14 protein-coding genes are annotated in these 17,188 nt (G+C 62.6%); 7 read left to right on the top strand and 7 right to left on the bottom strand.

The features are described 5' to 3' along the window. Nucleotides 1-19 precede the first annotated feature (19 nt). Nucleotides 20-943 (bottom strand): tRNA glutamyl-Q(34) synthetase GluQRS, encoded by a 924-nt coding sequence (gene gluQRS / locus GOB85_RS04030; protein WP_173576340.1) that lies wholly within the window; start codon nucleotides 941-943, stop codon nucleotides 20-22. Beyond that, nucleotides 907-1,086: a hypothetical protein gene (locus GOB85_RS04025; protein WP_173576339.1), complete on the bottom strand. Its 180-nt coding sequence runs from the start codon at nucleotides 1,084-1,086 to the stop codon at nucleotides 907-909. The genes gluQRS and GOB85_RS04025 overlap by 37 nt, the downstream gene beginning before the upstream one ends. Before the next feature lie 44 nt (nucleotides 1,087-1,130). On the opposite strand from GOB85_RS04025, the gene GOB85_RS04020 reads away from it, so the two are divergent. Next, nucleotides 1,131-1,676, top strand: coding sequence for an HNH endonuclease (locus GOB85_RS04020; protein WP_408737030.1), 546 nt, complete (start codon nucleotides 1,131-1,133; stop codon nucleotides 1,674-1,676). A 7-nt stretch (nucleotides 1,677-1,683) separates the two neighbouring features. Here the strand turns inward: GOB85_RS04020 and GOB85_RS04015 are convergent, their stop codons facing one another. The 3 genes from GOB85_RS04015 to GOB85_RS04005 all read right to left on the bottom strand — a co-directional run bounded on the left by GOB85_RS04015 (nucleotide 1,684) and on the right by GOB85_RS04005 (nucleotide 4,886). Then, nucleotides 1,684-2,022 (bottom strand): hypothetical protein, encoded by a 339-nt coding sequence (locus GOB85_RS04015; RefSeq protein ID WP_242011276.1) that lies wholly within the window; start codon nucleotides 2,020-2,022, stop codon nucleotides 1,684-1,686. Between the two features lie 169 nt (nucleotides 2,023-2,191). Beyond that, nucleotides 2,192-2,527 carry a heavy-metal-associated domain-containing protein gene (locus GOB85_RS19165; RefSeq protein WP_242011275.1) on the bottom strand — a complete coding sequence of 112 codons (336 nt, stop codon included), beginning with the start codon at nucleotides 2,525-2,527 and terminating at the stop codon, nucleotides 2,192-2,194. Further along, nucleotides 2,490-4,886, bottom strand: a complete 2,397-nt coding sequence (locus tag GOB85_RS04005; protein ID WP_173576337.1) for a heavy metal translocating P-type ATPase — start codon at nucleotides 4,884-4,886, stop codon at nucleotides 2,490-2,492. The genes GOB85_RS19165 and GOB85_RS04005 overlap by 38 nt, the downstream gene beginning before the upstream one ends. Before the next feature lie 495 nt (nucleotides 4,887-5,381). Here GOB85_RS04005 and GOB85_RS04000 point away from each other — a divergent pair, with 495 nt between their 5' ends. Continuing rightward, the gene (locus GOB85_RS04000; RefSeq protein ID WP_173576336.1) at nucleotides 5,382-5,936 is read left to right on the top strand and encodes a TadE/TadG family type IV pilus assembly protein; all 555 of its coding nucleotides are present in this window, start codon (nucleotides 5,382-5,384) and stop codon (nucleotides 5,934-5,936) included. Then, nucleotides 5,933-6,583: a TadE/TadG family type IV pilus assembly protein gene (locus GOB85_RS03995; protein WP_173576335.1), complete on the top strand. Its 651-nt coding sequence runs from the start codon at nucleotides 5,933-5,935 to the stop codon at nucleotides 6,581-6,583. Before GOB85_RS04000 ends, GOB85_RS03995 begins: the two co-directional genes overlap by 4 nt. Here the strand turns inward: GOB85_RS03995 and GOB85_RS03990 are convergent. Further along, on the bottom strand, nucleotides 6,555-8,504 hold the full coding sequence (locus GOB85_RS03990; RefSeq protein ID WP_173576334.1) for an OPT family oligopeptide transporter: 1,950 nt from the start codon (nucleotides 8,502-8,504) through the stop codon (nucleotides 6,555-6,557). The genes GOB85_RS03995 and GOB85_RS03990 overlap by 29 nt on opposite strands. 248 nt (nucleotides 8,505-8,752) lie before the next feature. Here GOB85_RS03990 and GOB85_RS03985 point away from each other — a divergent pair, with 248 nt between their 5' ends. The 3 genes from GOB85_RS03985 (at nucleotide 8,753) to GOB85_RS03975 (ending at nucleotide 15,130) form a co-directional block, all read left to right on the top strand. Beyond that, complete coding sequence (locus GOB85_RS03985) at nucleotides 8,753-11,365, top strand: DUF3772 domain-containing protein (RefSeq protein ID WP_242011274.1); 2,613 nt, start codon at nucleotides 8,753-8,755, stop codon at nucleotides 11,363-11,365. Nucleotides 11,366-11,455: 90 nt separating this feature from the next. Then, nucleotides 11,456-12,295: an SDR family NAD(P)-dependent oxidoreductase gene (locus GOB85_RS03980; protein ID WP_173576333.1), complete on the top strand. Its 840-nt coding sequence runs from the start codon at nucleotides 11,456-11,458 to the stop codon at nucleotides 12,293-12,295. A 111-nt stretch (nucleotides 12,296-12,406) separates the two neighbouring features. Continuing rightward, nucleotides 12,407-15,130 carry a M16 family metallopeptidase gene (locus GOB85_RS03975; protein WP_173576332.1) on the top strand — a complete coding sequence of 908 codons (2,724 nt, stop codon included), beginning with the start codon at nucleotides 12,407-12,409 and terminating at the stop codon, nucleotides 15,128-15,130. A gap of 363 nt (nucleotides 15,131-15,493) precedes the next feature. Here the strand turns inward: GOB85_RS03975 and GOB85_RS03970 are convergent, their stop codons facing one another. Beyond that, nucleotides 15,494-16,891 (bottom strand): ABC transporter ATP-binding protein, encoded by a 1,398-nt coding sequence (locus GOB85_RS03970; protein ID WP_173576331.1) that lies wholly within the window; start codon nucleotides 16,889-16,891, stop codon nucleotides 15,494-15,496. Nucleotides 16,892-16,943: 52 nt separating this feature from the next. Here GOB85_RS03970 and GOB85_RS19060 point away from each other — a divergent pair, with 52 nt between their 5' ends. After that, on the top strand, nucleotides 16,944-17,090 hold the full coding sequence (locus GOB85_RS19060; protein WP_206752435.1) for a hypothetical protein: 147 nt from the start codon (nucleotides 16,944-16,946) through the stop codon (nucleotides 17,088-17,090). Nucleotides 17,091-17,188 lie beyond the last annotated feature (98 nt).

Raw genomic sequence — 17,188 nt, 5'->3', positions numbered from 1 at the left:
CAGGGCGCTCCGTTCCGGTTCAGGTTCGCAGGCTGTCCCGCACCCCTGCCGCCTGCCGCACAGCCTCAGCGCTCATCCCCGCCTCCCGCATCGCCCGGACCGACAACGCGCCACTCCGCTTCGAAAGCCGCTTTCCCGCCGCGTCACACAGCAATGGATGAAATGCATAATCCGGCACCGGCCACCCCATCAGCTCCTGCAAAAGCCGGTGAATCGCCGTGATATTCCGCAAATCCACGCCCCGCGTCACCAGAGTCACGCCCTGCGCCGCATCATCCTGCGTGACACACAGATTATAAGAGACCGGCACATCCCGCCGCGCCAGCACCACATCCCCGAACGCAACCGGGTCACACGTCACAACACCCCGGTCCAGATCCCGAAAGGTGAGGGGACCACGCCCGGTCGTCCCGACCGCCCGCGCCACATCCAGCCGCAACGCATATGACTGTCCGGACGCAATTCGCCGGGCCCGCGTCTCCGCGTCCAGCCCCCGGCAGATCCCCGGATAAACCAGACTTCCGTCCGGCGCATGATGCGGCGCTGATGCCGCCTCCATCACCTCCCGGGCGATCTCCGCCCGGGTGCAGAAACACGGATAGACCAGCCCCCGCGCCGCAAGCCCCGCCAGCGTCTCCCGATACAACACCATCCGTGCCGACTGCCGGATCACCGGCCCATCCCACCGGAGCCCGACCCAGGTCAGATCCTCAAGAGTTTCATCAACAAACCGCTTCCGACACCGCCGCGTGTCGATATCCTCAATCCGCAACAGAAACCGGCCGTTCGATCCCGCATGCCGCCCTGCAAAAAACGCCGCTGCCACATGCCCCAGGTGAAGAGGCCCCGTCGGGCTCGGCGCAAACCGCGTCGTGACCGGTCCACGCACCGGAAACAGCGCATTGCTCACCGGACACTCAACCGGCCTGTGCCGATCCGCCATCGTCGCTCTGTCATCGAAGTCTCATATTCCGGCAGAGTCCGCTTCCTTGCAGTACCCGAATTTCCAGGCTTATAGTTTTTACGATACTTCTCGACGACGCGTGATCCATGGCGTTCTGTTTCGAGCCCAGCCATGCGACTCATGAGCCGTCTCCGGGGAAAGGACACGGGCTTTGACCAGTGGCAGTATGCACTATCCGTCTCTCGTCCTGAATGCCGACTTCAGGCCGCTTTCATATTTTCCGCTTTCGCTGTGGTCATGGCAGGACACCATCAAGGCCGTCTGCCTGGACCGTGTTTCCGTCCTGAATGAATACGATACCGAGGTCCGCTCCCCAAGCTGCCGCATGCGCCTTCCCAGCGTCATCGCCCTCAGGGAATACGTCCCGACCGCCCGCCGCCCTGCCTTCACGCGCTTCAACGTCTTCCTGCGGGACAATTTCTCCTGCCAGTACTGCGATGATCACCTGCCCACGCACGAACTGACATTCGATCACGTCATCCCCCGCAGCAAAGGCGGAAAAACAACCTGGGAAAACGTCATCACCGCCTGCGGAACCTGCAATCTGCTCAAAGCCGACCACATGCCACACGAAATCCGCATGTTCCCGCGCCGCCGGCCCGCACAGCCCTCAACATGGGAACTGCAGGAAAATGGCCGTGCTTTCCCGCCAAACCACCTGCATGAAAGCTGGCGCGATTACCTCTACTGGGATGTCGAACTCGAAACCTGAAACAGCCTCACTTCGTATAAGTGTAGCTATATTCTTCAGCCTGCGCCTGCAGATCCGGCGCGCCCTTCAGATTGAGCGGGATCGGTTTCGCGCTCTTCTGGTTGAAAATCGTGTTGTGATTCGTCCAGCGCTGACACGTATTCGCCGCGAGGGGAAAGGACGTGTGAATTTCAGACCCCATCTGCTTGCGCAGACATGAAATGTCCGTGTCGTTGATCGTTCGTCCCATTTCCGCCGAGCACCCGGCTGCACATAACGCCAGAAGCGGAACAACCCTGCGGAAAGCGGTCCGCCCAAAACCGTGCTTCCTGGTTTCAACTGGATGAGACACCGCGACCTCGTTCATTCCTGACCATGCACCGTGACAGCCCTGCCACAGCCTTCCCCGTCTGCCACGTTCCGCCACATCAATGAAGTCCGTCCCCGGCAGGCCCCCCGCGTGCCCCCTGCATGGCCGAAGCCACAGCAGGGCAGGGGAGAAAGCCGTACAAAAACACCACCCGATAGCGAAAATGTCAGTTGACGTCGAAGCCCGCCGCCTCAATCGTACGGCGCAGCGCCGTCTCACCGGTCAGAGACGGGTCATAGTCAACGGTAACCTCGCCTTTTTCCAGGGAAGGACGCGCCTCTTTCACGCCGGCGATGCCCTCAAGCGCCCGCCTGATCGATGCAACACACCCGTCGCATGTCATGCCCTGCACAAGAAATGTCTCGGTTTTCATCGCTTTTCTCCTTACACGCGCAGCCGGCGACATCGTCGCCACCAGACCGCCCGCCGTCTTCAACAGCCGGCGACCATCGCGCCACAGCCCGTCAATGTCCACCCCCGACAACGGGAACAGACCGCTCATCCAGCGATACCGGCCGCCACCTGTTGAGCAGCAGCGCATTGCTCACAACAGACACGGAACTCATTGCCATGGCCGCGCCCGACAACATCGGCGGCAGCATCCCGAAGGCCGCCAGCGGCACACCCAGACCATTATAAATACACGCGAAAAACAGATTCTGCCGGATCTTGCGGGATGTCGCCCGTGACAGGCTGACGGCGTCAACCAGCGCCAGAAGCTGCGACCGCATCAGCACAACCTCCGCCGTGTCCAGCGCGACATCCGTTCCGCCACCCATCGCAATGCCAACATCCGCCGCCGCCAGAGCCGGCGCATCGTTGATCCCGTCGCCCACCATGCCAACAAGACCGCCATCACCCGCTGAAGCCTTCACCTCCGCCACCTCGGCAGCCTTGTCGCCCGGCAACACCCCGGCCCGGATATCCGTAATGCCCACCAGCGCCGCCACACGCCGCGCCGCAGCCTCGGAATCCCCCGTCACCATCACCGGACGAATCCCCAGATCTTTCAGCAACTCCACACTCTGCGCCGCATCCGGCCGGATTGTGTCCGCGACCGCAATCCAGCCGGTCAGAACACCGTCCCGCTCAACCCCGATCAGCGTCTGCCCATGCACTCCCGCCTCCGCCGCCGCTCCCTGAGCCGTCACGCCAAGAAACCGCTCAGATCCCAGCCGCACCGGCACACCCTCTGCCTGCGCCGTCAGCCCGTGTCCGGCCACAGCCTGCCCGCCAGACACCGCGACAGGAACAATGCCGTCAGCCTCCGCCGCTTCACGAACCGCCTTCGCCAGCGGATGCGCAGACTCCCCCTCCATTCCCGCCGCCAGCGCCAGAACATCCCCCCTGGTCAGCCCGTCCACAGGAAACACTCCCGTCACCTGAGGCCGTCCTTCCGTCAGCGTCCCGGTCTTGTCCATCAGCAGCACGGACACACGCCCCATCTGCTCCAGCGCTTCCGCCGAGCGAAACAGCAGCCCCGCCGCCGCGCCCCGGCCGGCCCCGACCATGATCGCCGTTGGCGTCGCCAGCCCCAGAGCACACGGGCACGCCACAACCAGAACCGCCACGGCATTGACCAGGCTCCACTCAAATGAGCCCGATATCGCCCAGCCAAATCCCAGCGTCAGCAGCGCAATCCCCAGAATGACAGGCACAAAAATCGCCGAAACCCGGTCCACCAGCCGCTCGATCGGCGCTTTGGACCCTTCCGCCTCGTCCACCATCCGGGTGATCCGCGCCAGCGCCGTGTCCGCCCCGACAGCCGTCGCACGCACCCGCAAAACGCCATCGCCATTGAGCGTCCCGCCGCGCACCGCATCCCCCGGTTCACGCGGCACCGGCATGCTTTCACCCGTCAGCATCGCCTCATCAAGAGCCGACTCACCCGTCAGCACCGCGCCATCCGTCGGCACAGCCTCTCCGGGCCGGACCACAAACACATCACCCACAACCAGCCCCGCCGCCGGCCGGTCCAGAACCCCGTCCGCCGTCTCCACATGCGCCGTCCGGGGTTGCAACTTCGCCAGCCGTGCAATGCCGGACGCCGCCCGGTCCTTCGCATTCGTCTCCATCAGCCGGCCGGTCGTCACCAGCGTCAGAACCGTCGCTCCGGACTCAAACCACACCGGCGCATCCAGCCCGCACACGGTAACAATCGCGCTCGAAAGCCAGGCAATCGTCGTTCCCAGAGCTACCAGCACGTCCATATTCGCGCCGCCGCCCCGGAGCGCCCCCCATGCCCCCCGATAGAATTTCAGCCCGAGCCCGAACTGCACGACGCTTGCCAGCACAAGCTGTATCCAGCGCGGCAGCATCAGCGCATGGCCCGCTCCAGGCACCATCTCCAGAAGCAGCGGCACCGTGGCCACCACGCCCACAGCCAGTTCCATCTTCAGCCGCCGCCGCGCCCCGGCCCGCCGCGCCTCGCGCGCCACCTCATCCGTCTCCGCCAGCCCCGCCCGAAAGCCCGCCTGACTCACCGCCGCAATCAGATCATCAACACCCGCCAGCCCCGGCGTCACATCAGCCGTCGCCCGCGCCGCCGCGAAATTTACATGTGCCGTCACGCCGGGAAGCCGGTTCAGAACTTTCTCAATCCGCGTCGCACACGCCGCGCAGGTCATCCCCTCAATCGCCAGCGAAACATGCTCATGCGGCACCGTGAATCCCGCCCGCTCAATGGCCGCTTCAATGTCGGAAACAGGGGCATGATCCCCGGTCAGAGCCAGAGACGCCTTTCCGGACGCGAAATTCACAGTGGCGATGACGCCGGGAAGCCGGTTCACAACCTTTTCGATACGCGCCGCACACGCCGCGCACGTCATGCCCTCAACTGGCAGAGAAACCGATGCAGACATCACCGCCCCCGATAGCCGGAAAAAACCCTTCAGGCCTCCCGCCGGCACTCTATTTCGTAAGTTCCGTCACGCACCCGGCCAGATGCCAGGTTCATCCCCGGTCAATATGCGGTCCCGGTCACCATGCGCGGCAGGACTGCTCCCGTCGATAAGGGAATTTTCCGCCGGAGACGCAAGAGGAGCGATACCCAGGCTCAGGACACTGGTTTCAGAAGTCCCTCCGATGACGATCCGACGCACATGTTCTGCACTCCGATGTTCCCGGCCCTTCCGGCCGCTGAGCCTTGGTGCTCAAAACCACACGAGGACATACCCCCGCCAGGCGCTCCCGCTCACCGGAGAAACCTCCGAAACAGTCTCATAAACGCGTCATTAATACGCGGATGACAGACTGCGCTTCTGTTCTGAAAACCATGAAATAATGCGGGCCTCGCAATCTCGGCAATCACATCAGCGGGCGGACGCAAAGGGGGAGCAATTATAAGATTTTCAACAGTGCGTTCCGCTTCCCGGCCCCTTCGGAAAGCCCGCACATGGAAAATTGTGCCCGGCCTCTTCATCAGAGACCAGTCAGGCACCACCGCTCTTGAATTCGCGTTCATCGCAATCCCGCTCTGCACGCTTCTTTACGCCTCGGTGATGATGAGCGTCATCTATTTCACTCAGGATGCACTCGATTTCGTCGCGGACCAGATGTCCCGGCCCCTCCTGACAGGGACCGCTCCTTCCTCCTCCGCCGCCTTTAAAACACAGGCCTGCACCCAGCTACCCTCTTATCTGAGCTGTTCTTCACTGTATGTTAATGTGCAGACTGTCACCACCTTCGCACAGCCGTCTGTCACGCCAACGTACGACAGCAGTGATCAGATTTCAAACAAGCTGAACTATGAGCCCGGCAGTCCCGGAGACATCGTAGCACTTCAGCTGATGTACAGATTGCCCATCCCGACAGTCGCCGGCCTGGGAGGATTCAACCCCGTCACTCAGGGCGCCGGGCAGTCGCTGCTCCTGCTTTCGACCGTCGTCATCAAGACGGAGCCAGCCTCGTGACCCGTTCCGATGACGCAGGCAGCAAAAACTCCGGGAAAAACCAGTGGCAGCGCTTCCTGGCCTGCCGACGTGGCGTTTCCGCCGTTGAATTCGCACTGCTCGCCCCGATCCTCATCACCATGTTCGTCGGAGGCACCGAAATCGAGGAAGCCGTCGTCGTTCTGAGAAAAGTCACCTCCACATCGTACACCGTCGCAAATCTGACAACGCAGTACGACACCATGACCACAGATGACGCCGCAATCATCCTGGAAGCCGCGCAGATGGTGTTGCAACCCTATCCGACAAGTTCGGCACAGACGGTCGTTTCAGAAATTTCCGTCGGAAGCAGCGGTCAGGGCACGATCATCTGGAGCTGCGGCCTCAACCACGCACCGCATACCCTGAACGCGAACATCACCCTGCCGGCCGGAACCGATTCCTCAGGCTCAGCCTACCTCATCTACGGCGAGAGCTGGTATTCCTTCACCCCTCCCGTCATCAGCCAGTTCATGCCGACAGTGTCCGGCACGGGGCAGGGAAACAGTTACTCGCTGCCCATGTACGAAAATCTCTACATGGTGCCACGGCAATCCACATCCATTCCCCTGACCGCCGGCAGCAACACCAGCTCAGGTGTTACATGCACGTACCCGTCGTCTTCCTGACACGCACCACAAACCACCAGCACACGCACACAAACGCCAGACAGCCCAGAATCGTGTCCCAGGGCGCAATCCCGCTCCCAACGACCGCCAGCGCACTGTCCGACCCGCTCAGTCCGGACACAGCAGCCAGCGCCACCCCCATCAGGCTTTCCCCGACAATCAGCCCGGATGCGATCATCGTCCCCGCGCCAGCCTCGGCTTCAGTCCGTCCCATCCGGCGCTGAAGCCACCAGCCAAGGCCCGCGCCAACAGCAATCGTCGTGGAGACCGCCGGAGGCAGATAAAGCCCGATCCCGACAGCCAGAGGCGGAAGCGAAAGCGCGCGCCGCTTCAGAACCCGGTCAAGCACGATCAGGGCCGCGCCCAGCACCAGGCCAATGGAAATCATCGTCCAGTCAAGGTTGTGTTCAAAAATGCCCGAAGACACCATGGCAATGATCGCAGGCTGCGGTGCCGCAAGAGCCCGTGCCGGGTCCATGCCCGGACGAGGTAAAGCACCGGTAAACCCATAAGCCTGATAAAGAAGATTCAAAATCGGCGGCACAACGAGCGCCCCGATTCCGCACCCCAGCAGCAGCACCGCCTCCTGTTTCCATGGCGACGCTCCCACAAGCTGCCCCGTCTTCAGGTCCTGAAGATTGTCATTCGAAATCGCCGCCGAAGCGACAATCGCGGACAGAATGAAGATGGTGAACGCAATCGCCAGATGATGGCCGTTCGCCGAAAAAACTGCCGGCAAAAGCCCGACATAATCCATCCCGAGCATGAAAGACGAAACCAGAACAGTCGCAATCAGAACAATGCCCGAAATCGGTGACGAGGAAGAGCCGACCAGCCCCGCCATATAGCCGCAGGCCGCTGCCGTCAGAAACCCGAAGATAAACAGAAACACTGTCCCGAACAGAACCGGCACAATCACATGCGACGTAAACGGCAGCAGAAACACCGTCAGCAACCCCGCAACCACGACAAAAAGCCCGCCAGCAACCAGCCCGATCGTCCGCGGCGACAGATCGCGGTTATCCGTGGCGACCCCGACCCGCGAAGTCAGCGCGTCCTTCACACCCCGGATCACCGGTCCGGCCAGTTCCCCGAGCGTCCACACCGAAGCCAGCGCAATCGCCCCCGCGCCAATAAACCGCACCTTGTGCATCCACACCCAGGTCGCAAAAGCCGCCGGAGCCAGATGGTCAGTGTTCGGCGTGATCGCCGTCAGCCAGGGTACGGCAATCAGCCAGGACAGAACATACCCGAACAGCATCGCAAGCCCGCCCGCGATCCCGACCAGATAACCCGCTCCCAGAAGCGCCAGTGAAAACCCCGTGGAAAGCCGGAACACCGCTGAACCGGACGTAAAGACCACCGCCGCTCCGTCCGAAAGCACCCGCAATCCGCCGCTCGCAAACGAGAAGACGGCGGAAATCACAGTGCCCAGAATCAGCGTGACCAGCCCGTCACTCCGCGCCCCCCGTTCAGACTGTTCATGTCCGGCTCGCAAAATCTCCGCCGCCGCAACACCTTCGGGGTAGGGCAGGGAACTCTCATTCACCAGCGCCCGCCGCAACGGAATCGTGAACAGCACGCCCGCCATCCCTCCCGCCGCCGTCAGCCCCATCGTCTCAAGATAAGGAAACCGCGCCCAGTGTCCGACCAGAATCAGTGCCGGAAACACCGCGAACACCGTGGAGATCGTCCCGGCCGCCGAGGCCTGACTCTGCACCATGTTGTTCTCAAGAATCGATCCGCCGCCCAGCAGCCGCAACACCGCCATCGAAATGACCGCCGCGGGAATCGAAGAGGCAAATGTCAGCCCGATCCGCAACCCCAGATAGGTGTTGGATGCCGTGAAAACCACGGTGATAAGAGCACCGATAATGAGACCACGAACAGTGAGTTCGCGGGACGAAACGGGCTGCGGCATAAAGCGATCCTGCGAGAATTCCGACACGAAAACCATCGCTCGCAACCGGAGACCCTCCGGATACGGCAATCAGCCCTCCGGCGCCGGACTCCGGTTGACGAAGAGCCGCGTGCCGGCATACGGCCCGACGCGCACACTGCCCGATGAAGTCCCCCATGATGACCGAACTGGTTCGATATGCAAACGTCCCGCGCGGTCTGCACATGGAAACCAGACAGCATCTTCACGGGTTAATACACGGACAGACCATGACAATCCGCCATACCGGCGGTCACCGGACAGGAGGAAATGTGTCAGGAACACCGATGCCAGGAGCGTCCGATACCGCCGTTATGCCATTCCCAATAAGAGCACGCACGTCGAAACCGCCCCGCCCCCGGAGGCCAGCGCTGACAGCGATCCTCTGCCTGCTCAGTCTCATCTGCGGACCTGTGGGACAAACGGCGCTCCTCGCATCCGCTGCCGGTCTCGGTCTGGTGGCGACAACGACGACAGCAGACGCCCGCGCGACGGATGCCACCGTGCCAGGCGTCACCGCACCGGATACAGGCACCACCACTGGCACGACCGGCACTCAGGATACCCTCTTCGCCGTGCCCGCCAGCATCGCCCCTGACTCCGCCCTGGACGCGCTCGATAAAACCATCCGGGACGTGTTCCGCACCCGCATCGATGCCAGTTCGAGTCGCAATGCCAGCACCGTCGCGGAACTTTCCCAGCGTGCCGGCGCCGCGGAGACCAGAGCGAACGCCATGGTCGCGCAGCTTGAACCTTACGAAAAAATCTTCAGATCGATGCTCGACGTGCTCGGTCCGGCCCCCGCAAAGGACGCGCCCCCCGAAGACGCAACCCTGACAGAACATCGCAACAGACTGCTTGCCGCCCAGCGCGACCTGACCGGACGCCTCACCCGTGCCCGCCTCTACGCTCTCCAGGCGCATCAGCTCGTCCTCGTCCTCGGTCAGCGGAATAACGCCGCCCAGCAGGCGATGCTGCTGCAACGGTTCCCATCCCCCCTGGCCCCCGCGTTCTGGAGCCACCTCTCCGCCGAATTCGCCTCCGACCTCACCCGGGGACGTGATTTCGTCAGCGAAGCCGCGCAGACCGTCGCCACCACGGCCCAAAGCTCAGCCCTCCCGACGCTGCTGATCTGCCTCTTCGGCGCAGGCGTGCTCTTCGCGGCCCCCTTCTTTCTCCTGAACCAGACCCGTCGCGCCGCCGCGCGCCTTCTGCCGGTCGGACGCGTGCGCCGCGTCGGCGCCGCCGTGCTGTATTCCGTCTGCTGCGGCGCTTTCTCAGGATTCGGCGCCATGGTCTTCTGGATCGGCATCACAGGCGCAACCGATGTGGATGGCAGTGATCTCGCCCGGTTCGCCAGCTTTGTCGGAGCCCAGATTCCGCTGGTCGGATTCATCCTCGGTGCCGCCGCCGCCATCCTGTCTCCCGGCAAACCGGACTGGCGCGTCGTCCCGCTCTGTGACAGTGCCGCCCGCGCGATGGCGCCCTATGCACTCTGGTTCGCGCTCCTGCTCCTCCTGCGTGGCGCGCTCCGCTATATCGATACAGAAGCCGGCCTCGGCCAGTTCGGCATCCAGGCCGCCGATATCGTCTTCGTGTTCGCCGCCGCCCCCCTCCTGTTCATGACGCCCAGACAGATTGTCCGGCAAAGCGATGCCGACGCGGACGACACGCCACTGCTGCAAAGCACCATCGGGCGCGTCGTCCGCGTCCTGGCGTTCTTTGTGTCCATCTTCTGCGTGGCAGCCAGCCTCATGGGCTATATCCCGCTCGGTTACACGACGCTGTCATGGATCTGCTCCATGGTCGTCACCCTGCTTGGCCTGTCGCTGGTCTTCCTGCTGATCAACGACCTCGCAACAACCGTCTTCACCAGCGCCGGCCCCCTCGGTGCCCACCTCGTCCGTCTCGGCATCGCGCCCCGGCTCGTCGACCAGGGCAGCACGGTTATCAGCGGCCTGCTCAGCGTCTTCCTGGTTTTCATCGCCGTCGCCGTCGCACAGTCGGGTGGCGACTTCGACTTCTCCGTGATCTTTGGAAACATCGAAAAAGTCGTGTTCGGACAGAACATCGGCGGCGTCAGCCTGTCCTTCGACGTCATCGTGAAATGCATCGCCGTGCCGGTCATCGGCTACTACCTCATCCACCTGGTCCAGAACTGGCTCAGAAACCGCCTGTTCCCGACAACAGCCCTCGATCTCGGTGCCCAGACTTCCATCGTCACCATTTTCACCTACACCGCCTGGATTCTCGTCGGCCTGACAATCATGTCGACCATCGGCATCACCGTGAAAAGCATGACCTGGGTCGTCAGCGCCCTTTCCGTCGGCATCGGCTTCGGCCTTCAGTCCATCGTTCAGAATTTCGTGTCCGGAATCATCCTGCTCGCCGAACGCCCCGTCACAATCGGAGATCTCGTCCAGATCAACGGCACCACAGGCGACATCCGCCGAATCAGCGTCCGGTCCACCGATATCGGTCTGTCCGACGGCTCCACGATGATCGTCCCGAACTCGCAGTTCATCACCTCCGCCGTCCGTAACGTCACCCTCGGTCACCCCACGGGCGCCATGTCCGTCTCCATCGGCCTCCCTTTGGGCACCGACCTCTCGAAAGCCGTCGGCGTCATGAGCAAAGCCCTCGAAAGCGTTCCCGGCCTGCTGAAAGATCCGGCTCCCACCGTCACGATCGCGTCCATCGCCGTCGATACGGTGACCCTCACCGCCTCCGCGAAAACCTCCTCGCCCCGCAACGTGGATGCCGCCGCCAACGCCGTCCGCCTCGCCCTGTGGAGCGCCCTGCACGAAAACGGCATCGTCGCCACCGTCGCGCCGACGTCATGAAGTGGTCACGCGCACAATCTACCCCGGAAGGGCAGGGTGGGCTGGAACACGCGGCACAGCCAGTGTAGAAACCGGCATGTGAGGGAAAATATGAGCAAGACCGGGCCGTTTGCGGGCGACTCAGCGTACACAGGAAGACCGCCACTCGCCGTCGTGACCGGTGGATCAGGCGGAATAGGACAGACAATCCTTCTCGCCCTGGCCCGCAAAGGGTACGACACGGTCACCCTTTCCCGCAACGCGCCCCCGCGTCCCGACAGCCGAACCGGACAGATTCGTCACATTCCCTGTGACCTTGCCAATGCCGACGATCTCGCCCGCGTTGCCGGACAGCTCGTGACCGAAGGCCGGCCTGTTCAGGTTCTCATCCACTGCGCCGGCGTCATTGTGCCCGGCCCGGTGCAGTCCATGCGCGCGGAAGATGTTCAGCGTCAGATCGCCATCAATCTGACCGCCCCCATCCTGCTGACATCGCAGCTCCTGCCGCTGATCCCGCGCGGCGGACACATCGTCTTCATCAATTCACTCGCCGCTGTCATCCCGCTCGCCAACAGCGCCGTCTATGTCGCCAGTAAAGCTGCCCTCCGCAGCTTCGCTCTGGCCCTGACACTGGAAACAAAATCGGTCGGTATCGCCGTCTCATCCATCTTCCCCGGCGCCGTCGATACCCCCATGCTCCGTGATGAAATGGCCCAGGGCGGCTCCGTCCTCAATTTCGTCAGCCCTCCGGCCAGGCCGGAAAATATCGCCGCCGCCGTCATGAAAGCCCTCCGTCATCCCGGCCAGGAACGCTTCGAACCCGCCATAGACGGCCTGTTCGGTCGCCTCTGCATGATGTTTCCGAAGCTCCTCCGCCTGGCGCTCCCCGTTCTGACCTGGTTCGGCCGACGCGGCTCCGCCCGCGCCTGCGGCAGACCCCCGAACCAGTAACCGGCAGTCGGACCGTCTGTTTGTAACCGCCAGATAACAAGCAGACGTGACAGAGCACGAATGAGCCTGCATGATCCCCGCAATCAGAGGCAGCGGGACCGCACACACATTATGATTTCCAGATTTTCGAGACCCCTTCCGTCACTCCTGTGCGCGGGTCTCCTCGCCGGAACCATGCTCACCGGCACGGCAATCACAGCGCCTCACGCCGCGGCACGCCCCCCGGAACCAGCCCGCATCAGCAGCACCACCGGCAACGTTACCCACGCCACGCTGCCCAACGGCCTTCAGGTCGTCATCGTGCAGAACCGCCTGGCCCCGGTCGTCACCACCGAACTCAATTACCTCGTCGGCTCAGCCAACGCCCCGGATGGCTTCCCCGGAAGCGCCCATGCCCTGGAACACATGATGTTCCGTGGCAGCAAAGGCCTCGATAAAGACCAGCTCGCAGCCCTCGCAGCCCGTCTCGGTGGCAGCTACAACGCCGATACCACCGAAGACGTCACACAGTATTTTTACACAGCGCCCGCCGAAGACCTCGGCCTGCTGCTCCACATCGAAGCCCTGCGCATGAACGGCCTCACCCTGTCGGAAGCCGACTGGGACAAAGAGCGGGGCGCCATTGAGCAGGAAGTCTCCCGTGACCTCTCCAGCCCCGTCTATCGCTACATCTCGCAGCTCCGCTCGATCCTTTTCAAAGGCACGCCCTACGAACACGACGCGCTCGGAACCCGCCCGTCCTTCGACAAAACAAACGCCGCCCTGCTGCGGAGTTTCTACGAGAAATGGTACGCTCCGAATAACGCCATCCTTGTCATCGTCGGCGATATCGACCCCCAGGCCACTCTCGCCCAGGTGAAACAGGCTTTCGGAGCCATCCCCAGCCGCGTTCTCCCGGAGCGCCTTCCCGTAAACCCCGCGCCCGCGCCAGCGCAGGCCCTTGCCTTCCCGACTGATCTTCCCGTCGGTATCGCAACACTCGCCTTCCCGATGCCCGGCCTGACATCAAAGGAATTCGCAACCGCCGATATCCTGTCAGATGTTCTCGCCAGCCAGCGTGGCGCCCTCTACCAGCTCGTCCCGGCAGGCAAAGCCCTCTTCGCCGGCTTCGAGTTCAACCCGATCAAACGCGCCGGCCTCGGCATCGCCCTCTCCGCCTTCCCGAAAGGCGGCAATTCCGCAAAAGCCATTGCCGACATGAAGGATATCCTCACCGATATCCGCGCCCACGGCGTCCCGGCCGAACTCGTCGAAGCGGCAAAAACGAAGGAAATCGCCCAGCTCGGCTTCTCCGCGAACTCAATCAGCGGTCTCGCAGAAAGCTGGTCACAGGCCCTCGCATTTCAGAACCTGTCCGCCCCGGACGACATCGCGGCCGCCTACCGCGCCGTCACCCCGGAAGACGTCAACCGCCTGGCAGCCCGCATCCTCGATCCGGCCCGCGCCGTCACCGCAATCCTGACACCGGAAGAATCCGGAAAACCACAGAGCGACAAAGGTTTCGGCGGTGCGGAATCCTTCGCTTCCGCTCCCGATAAACCCGTCAAACTCCCGGAATGGGCGGAAACAGCGCTGGCAAAGCTCGACCTGCCACCGCCCGTTCCGTTGCCGACCGTCCAGACCCTCCCCAACGGCCTCACGCTCATCGTCCACCCGTCCCATGTCAGCCAGACCATCGAAGTCTCGGGCCTGATCCGCAACAATGCCGACCTCCAGGTGCCGAAAGGTAAGGAAGGCCTGTCCGGCGTCACCGAAGAACTCTTTAGTTACGGCACAACAAAGCACGACCGTCTGGCCTTCCATAAAGCCCTGGACGATGTCCCGGCCTGGGAAAGCGCCGGCACCGGCTTCTCCCTCAGCGTCCCCGCCGCGAAATTCGATCAGGGAATGGATCTCCTCGCCGAAAACGAACTGCACCCGGCCTTCCCGGAACAGGCGTTCCAGGTCGTGAAAGTGCAGAATGCCCAGGGACAGGCCGGCGTGCTGCAATCCCCTGGCTATATCTTCGGGCGCGCCATCAAAACAGCGCTCTCCCCAAAAGCCGATCCCTCGCTGCGTCAGGCCACGCCACAAACCATCATGGCCCTCTCCCTCGCGGATGTCCGTGCGTATTACGGCGCTGTCTGGCGCCCTGACATGACCACCATCGTCATCACAGGTGATATCACCCCGGAAAAAGCCCGTTCCACGGTTGAAAAAACCTTCGGTGACTGGAAGGCCACCGGCCCGAAACCACAGGTCGATCTGCCCGGCTGGCCCGACAGCAAAACTTCACGCGCCCATGTCCCGGATAAAAGCAACGTTCAGGACACGGTCGCTCTGGCGGAAAGCCTCGGCATCACCGCAGCAAATCCCGATCGCTATATGCTGACAGTCGGTGACGAAATTCTCGGTGGCGGCTTCTCGTCACGCCTCTACCGCGACCTTCGCGTCAAAACGGGTTACGTCTATTCCGTCAGCAGCAGCTTTACGATCGGCAGAACCCGCGGTGGCTACTCCGTCTCCTACGGCGCTGATCCCGATAAAGTCGGCCTGGCCCGCGAAGCCGCCATGCACGACATCCGTGCCATGCAGACGTCACCCGTCACGGACGATGAACTCACCATCGCCAAATCCGGCCTCCTGCGAGGCCTGCCACTCGGCCGCGCCAACCTGGATGCCATCGCCAGCAGCTATCTGCACCTGATCCAGCTCGGCCTGCCACTCAACACGCCCGACATCGCCGCTCAGGCCTACTACAAAGCCACCGCAGCAGACGTTCAGGCCGCCTTCACCAAATGGGTCCGCCCTGACGACCTCGCCGAAATCGTCAAAGGTCCCGATCCAAAATGGTGATCTGAGAAACATCGTCCCGGCATCGCCTCCCTGCGATGCCGGTGACACCCCTCCGCAATCCGATCTGTTATCGTTAAGTGCTGGTCCGGTCTCAGGGCTTTGCCCTGGAACCACCAAGGGTCACAGACCTTATTGACAAACAGACAGGGGTGAAGGGGTCTCCGACCCTTTCCAGGTCCGGGCAGAGCCCGTTGCGTCTCATCACGTCGGTCAGCCCTGATCCGGACTGGCATGAAACACTCAGTCTTCGCCTCAGTATTTTCGTAATATCAGAAGCTGTGAAGCCTGAGCTGTGAGTGAGAGCGCCGGACACAGCCAGAACCCCGCAGAGTCCGCAGACCCCGCCACCCCGGTCTGCCCGGATTACCGGGCAGCTCTTCCTGACTCCCCGTCCTCGTCCAGAAAAAACTGATCCGCGTCCTCGTCAAAATCAAACAGTTCCGCATAACGCGCCCAGTCCACCACCGTCTGCAGCGTCTGCGATGCATAACCAGGCGACATCCCGTCGCACAGTTCCTCGCGAAATCTCCCGGCATCCACAACATGATTCGGACGCTCATCCAGAGCCACGCAAATCGCCTTCACCAGCGGCACCTGCTGCAACAGAGCATGCCGGAGGATCGTCTTGCGCTCGTCAAACTCGCTGACCGGGAAACGAACACCTTCTTCCGTCAGAAGAATGTCACCATCTTCCAGCTCGGCAAACCCAAGCAGCTGCAACGCCTCGACAAGCGGAAACAGGTCATCCAGCTCCAGCTGTGCCTTCTCCGCCAGTAACGGCAGATCCGCACGCCCGTTCAGCGGCGCCGCGGCAAGCCCCTCGATCAGCCCGACCATGCTGCCGATCGTCACCGGCGCAATCGCCACATAAGCCGGCGCGGGCGGCGTTACCACCACACCATCCTCCGGCAGATCAGCCTCCGACAGAACCGGCGCCCGCCGCGTCATCAGGCCGTAGATCCGGTCCACCAGCTCCCGAAACGCAGGATCATCCCGCAGACGCGGATGGGGCAGGGGAACCGTCACAACATGCTCAACACGCCCCGGATTGGCCGCGAAAACCAGAATCCGGTCACACATCAGAACCGCTTCCTCAATGCTGTGCGTCACCATCAGCATCGATTTCACCGGCAGCTTGTTCTCACACCACAGCTCAACCAGATCAGTCCGCAAATTCTCCGCCGTCAGCACATCCAGCGAGGAAAACGGCTCATCCATCAGCAGCAGATCCGGCAGCACAGATAATGCCCGCGCCAGCCCGGCCCGCTGCGCCATCCCGCCCGACAACTCGCGCGGCCAGGCATTTTCGTGACCACCAGCCCCGATCAGATCAATCGCTTCTCTCGCCCGGACCTCGCGCGCCTTCCGCGCGACGCCCTGCGCTTCCAGCACAAGCTCCACATTGTCCTGCACACTGAGCCAGGGAAACAGAGCACTGGACTGAAACACCATCGCAATGCCCGGAACCGGCCCATGCAGCGGCTCGCCCCGCCAGATCACCGCCCCGGATGTCGGCGCCATCAGCCCCGCCATGATCCGCAGCAGCATCGACTTGCCCGACCCCGACCGTCCCAGCAGCCCGACGATCTCGCCCGAAACAATGTCCATCGACACATCATCAAGCACCAGCAGATCAGCACTGGCGCCACGATGGTAGCACTGCCTGATCGCCCTCAGCGAAAGCAGCGTCTCCCGTTCATCCGCTTCCGCCGGATCATCGACAGGCTCGGGAGAGGGAGGTGCAGAAAAGAAATCCGGCATCGCGGGGTGCATCAGGTCTTCGGTCAGAAAATGGTCCTCCTTCCCACCGGATGTGAAAGGAGATCAGAAACACACCCGGTCACGCTATCGCCTCATCGCCCCGGAAGGAAGCGTCATCTGCTTCTTTGTTCAGCCTGATGAACCGACGGCGGCCCTCCGCCCCGAAATTCCCGCAAAGCCGCCCTCACCACGCCACTGACACGACCATCGGACCGGTCGGTGACGCAAATCACCCCCGTCCATAACAGATATGCGCCCCGCGCCCTGAGCGGACCGGAAGTTTGCGCCATGATCCCC

This window comes from Acetobacter fallax, assembly GCF_011516735.1.
GTDB classification, from domain to species: Bacteria; Pseudomonadota; Alphaproteobacteria; order Acetobacterales; family Acetobacteraceae; genus Acetobacter; species Acetobacter fallax.
This window is presented reverse-complemented; position numbering and strand designations above follow the sequence as displayed.

Coding starts and splice junctions, on each gene's coding strand:
- gluQRS (WP_173576340.1), bottom strand. CDS start 943: ATGGCGGATCGGCACAGGCCGGTTGAGTGTCCGGTGAGCAATGCGCTG.
- GOB85_RS04025 (WP_173576339.1), bottom strand. CDS start 1,086: ATGAGTCGCATGGCTGGGCTCGAAACAGAACGCCATGGATCACGCGTC.
- GOB85_RS04020 (WP_408737030.1), top strand. CDS start 1,131: ATGCACTATCCGTCTCTCGTCCTGAATGCCGACTTCAGGCCGCTTTCA.
- GOB85_RS04015 (WP_242011276.1), bottom strand. CDS start 2,022: ATGAACGAGGTCGCGGTGTCTCATCCAGTTGAAACCAGGAAGCACGGT.
- GOB85_RS19165 (WP_242011275.1), bottom strand. CDS start 2,527: ATGAGCGGTCTGTTCCCGTTGTCGGGGGTGGACATTGACGGGCTGTGG.
- GOB85_RS04005 (WP_173576337.1), bottom strand. CDS start 4,886: ATGTCTGCATCGGTTTCTCTGCCAGTTGAGGGCATGACGTGCGCGGCG.
- GOB85_RS03990 (WP_173576334.1), bottom strand. CDS start 8,504: ATGCCGCAGCCCGTTTCGTCCCGCGAACTCACTGTTCGTGGTCTCATT.
- GOB85_RS03985 (WP_242011274.1), top strand. CDS start 8,753: ATGACAATCCGCCATACCGGCGGTCACCGGACAGGAGGAAATGTGTCA.
- GOB85_RS03980 (WP_173576333.1), top strand. CDS start 11,456: ATGAGCAAGACCGGGCCGTTTGCGGGCGACTCAGCGTACACAGGAAGA.
- GOB85_RS03975 (WP_173576332.1), top strand. CDS start 12,407: ATGATTTCCAGATTTTCGAGACCCCTTCCGTCACTCCTGTGCGCGGGT.
- GOB85_RS03970 (WP_173576331.1), bottom strand. CDS start 16,891: ATGCCGGATTTCTTTTCTGCACCTCCCTCTCCCGAGCCTGTCGATGAT.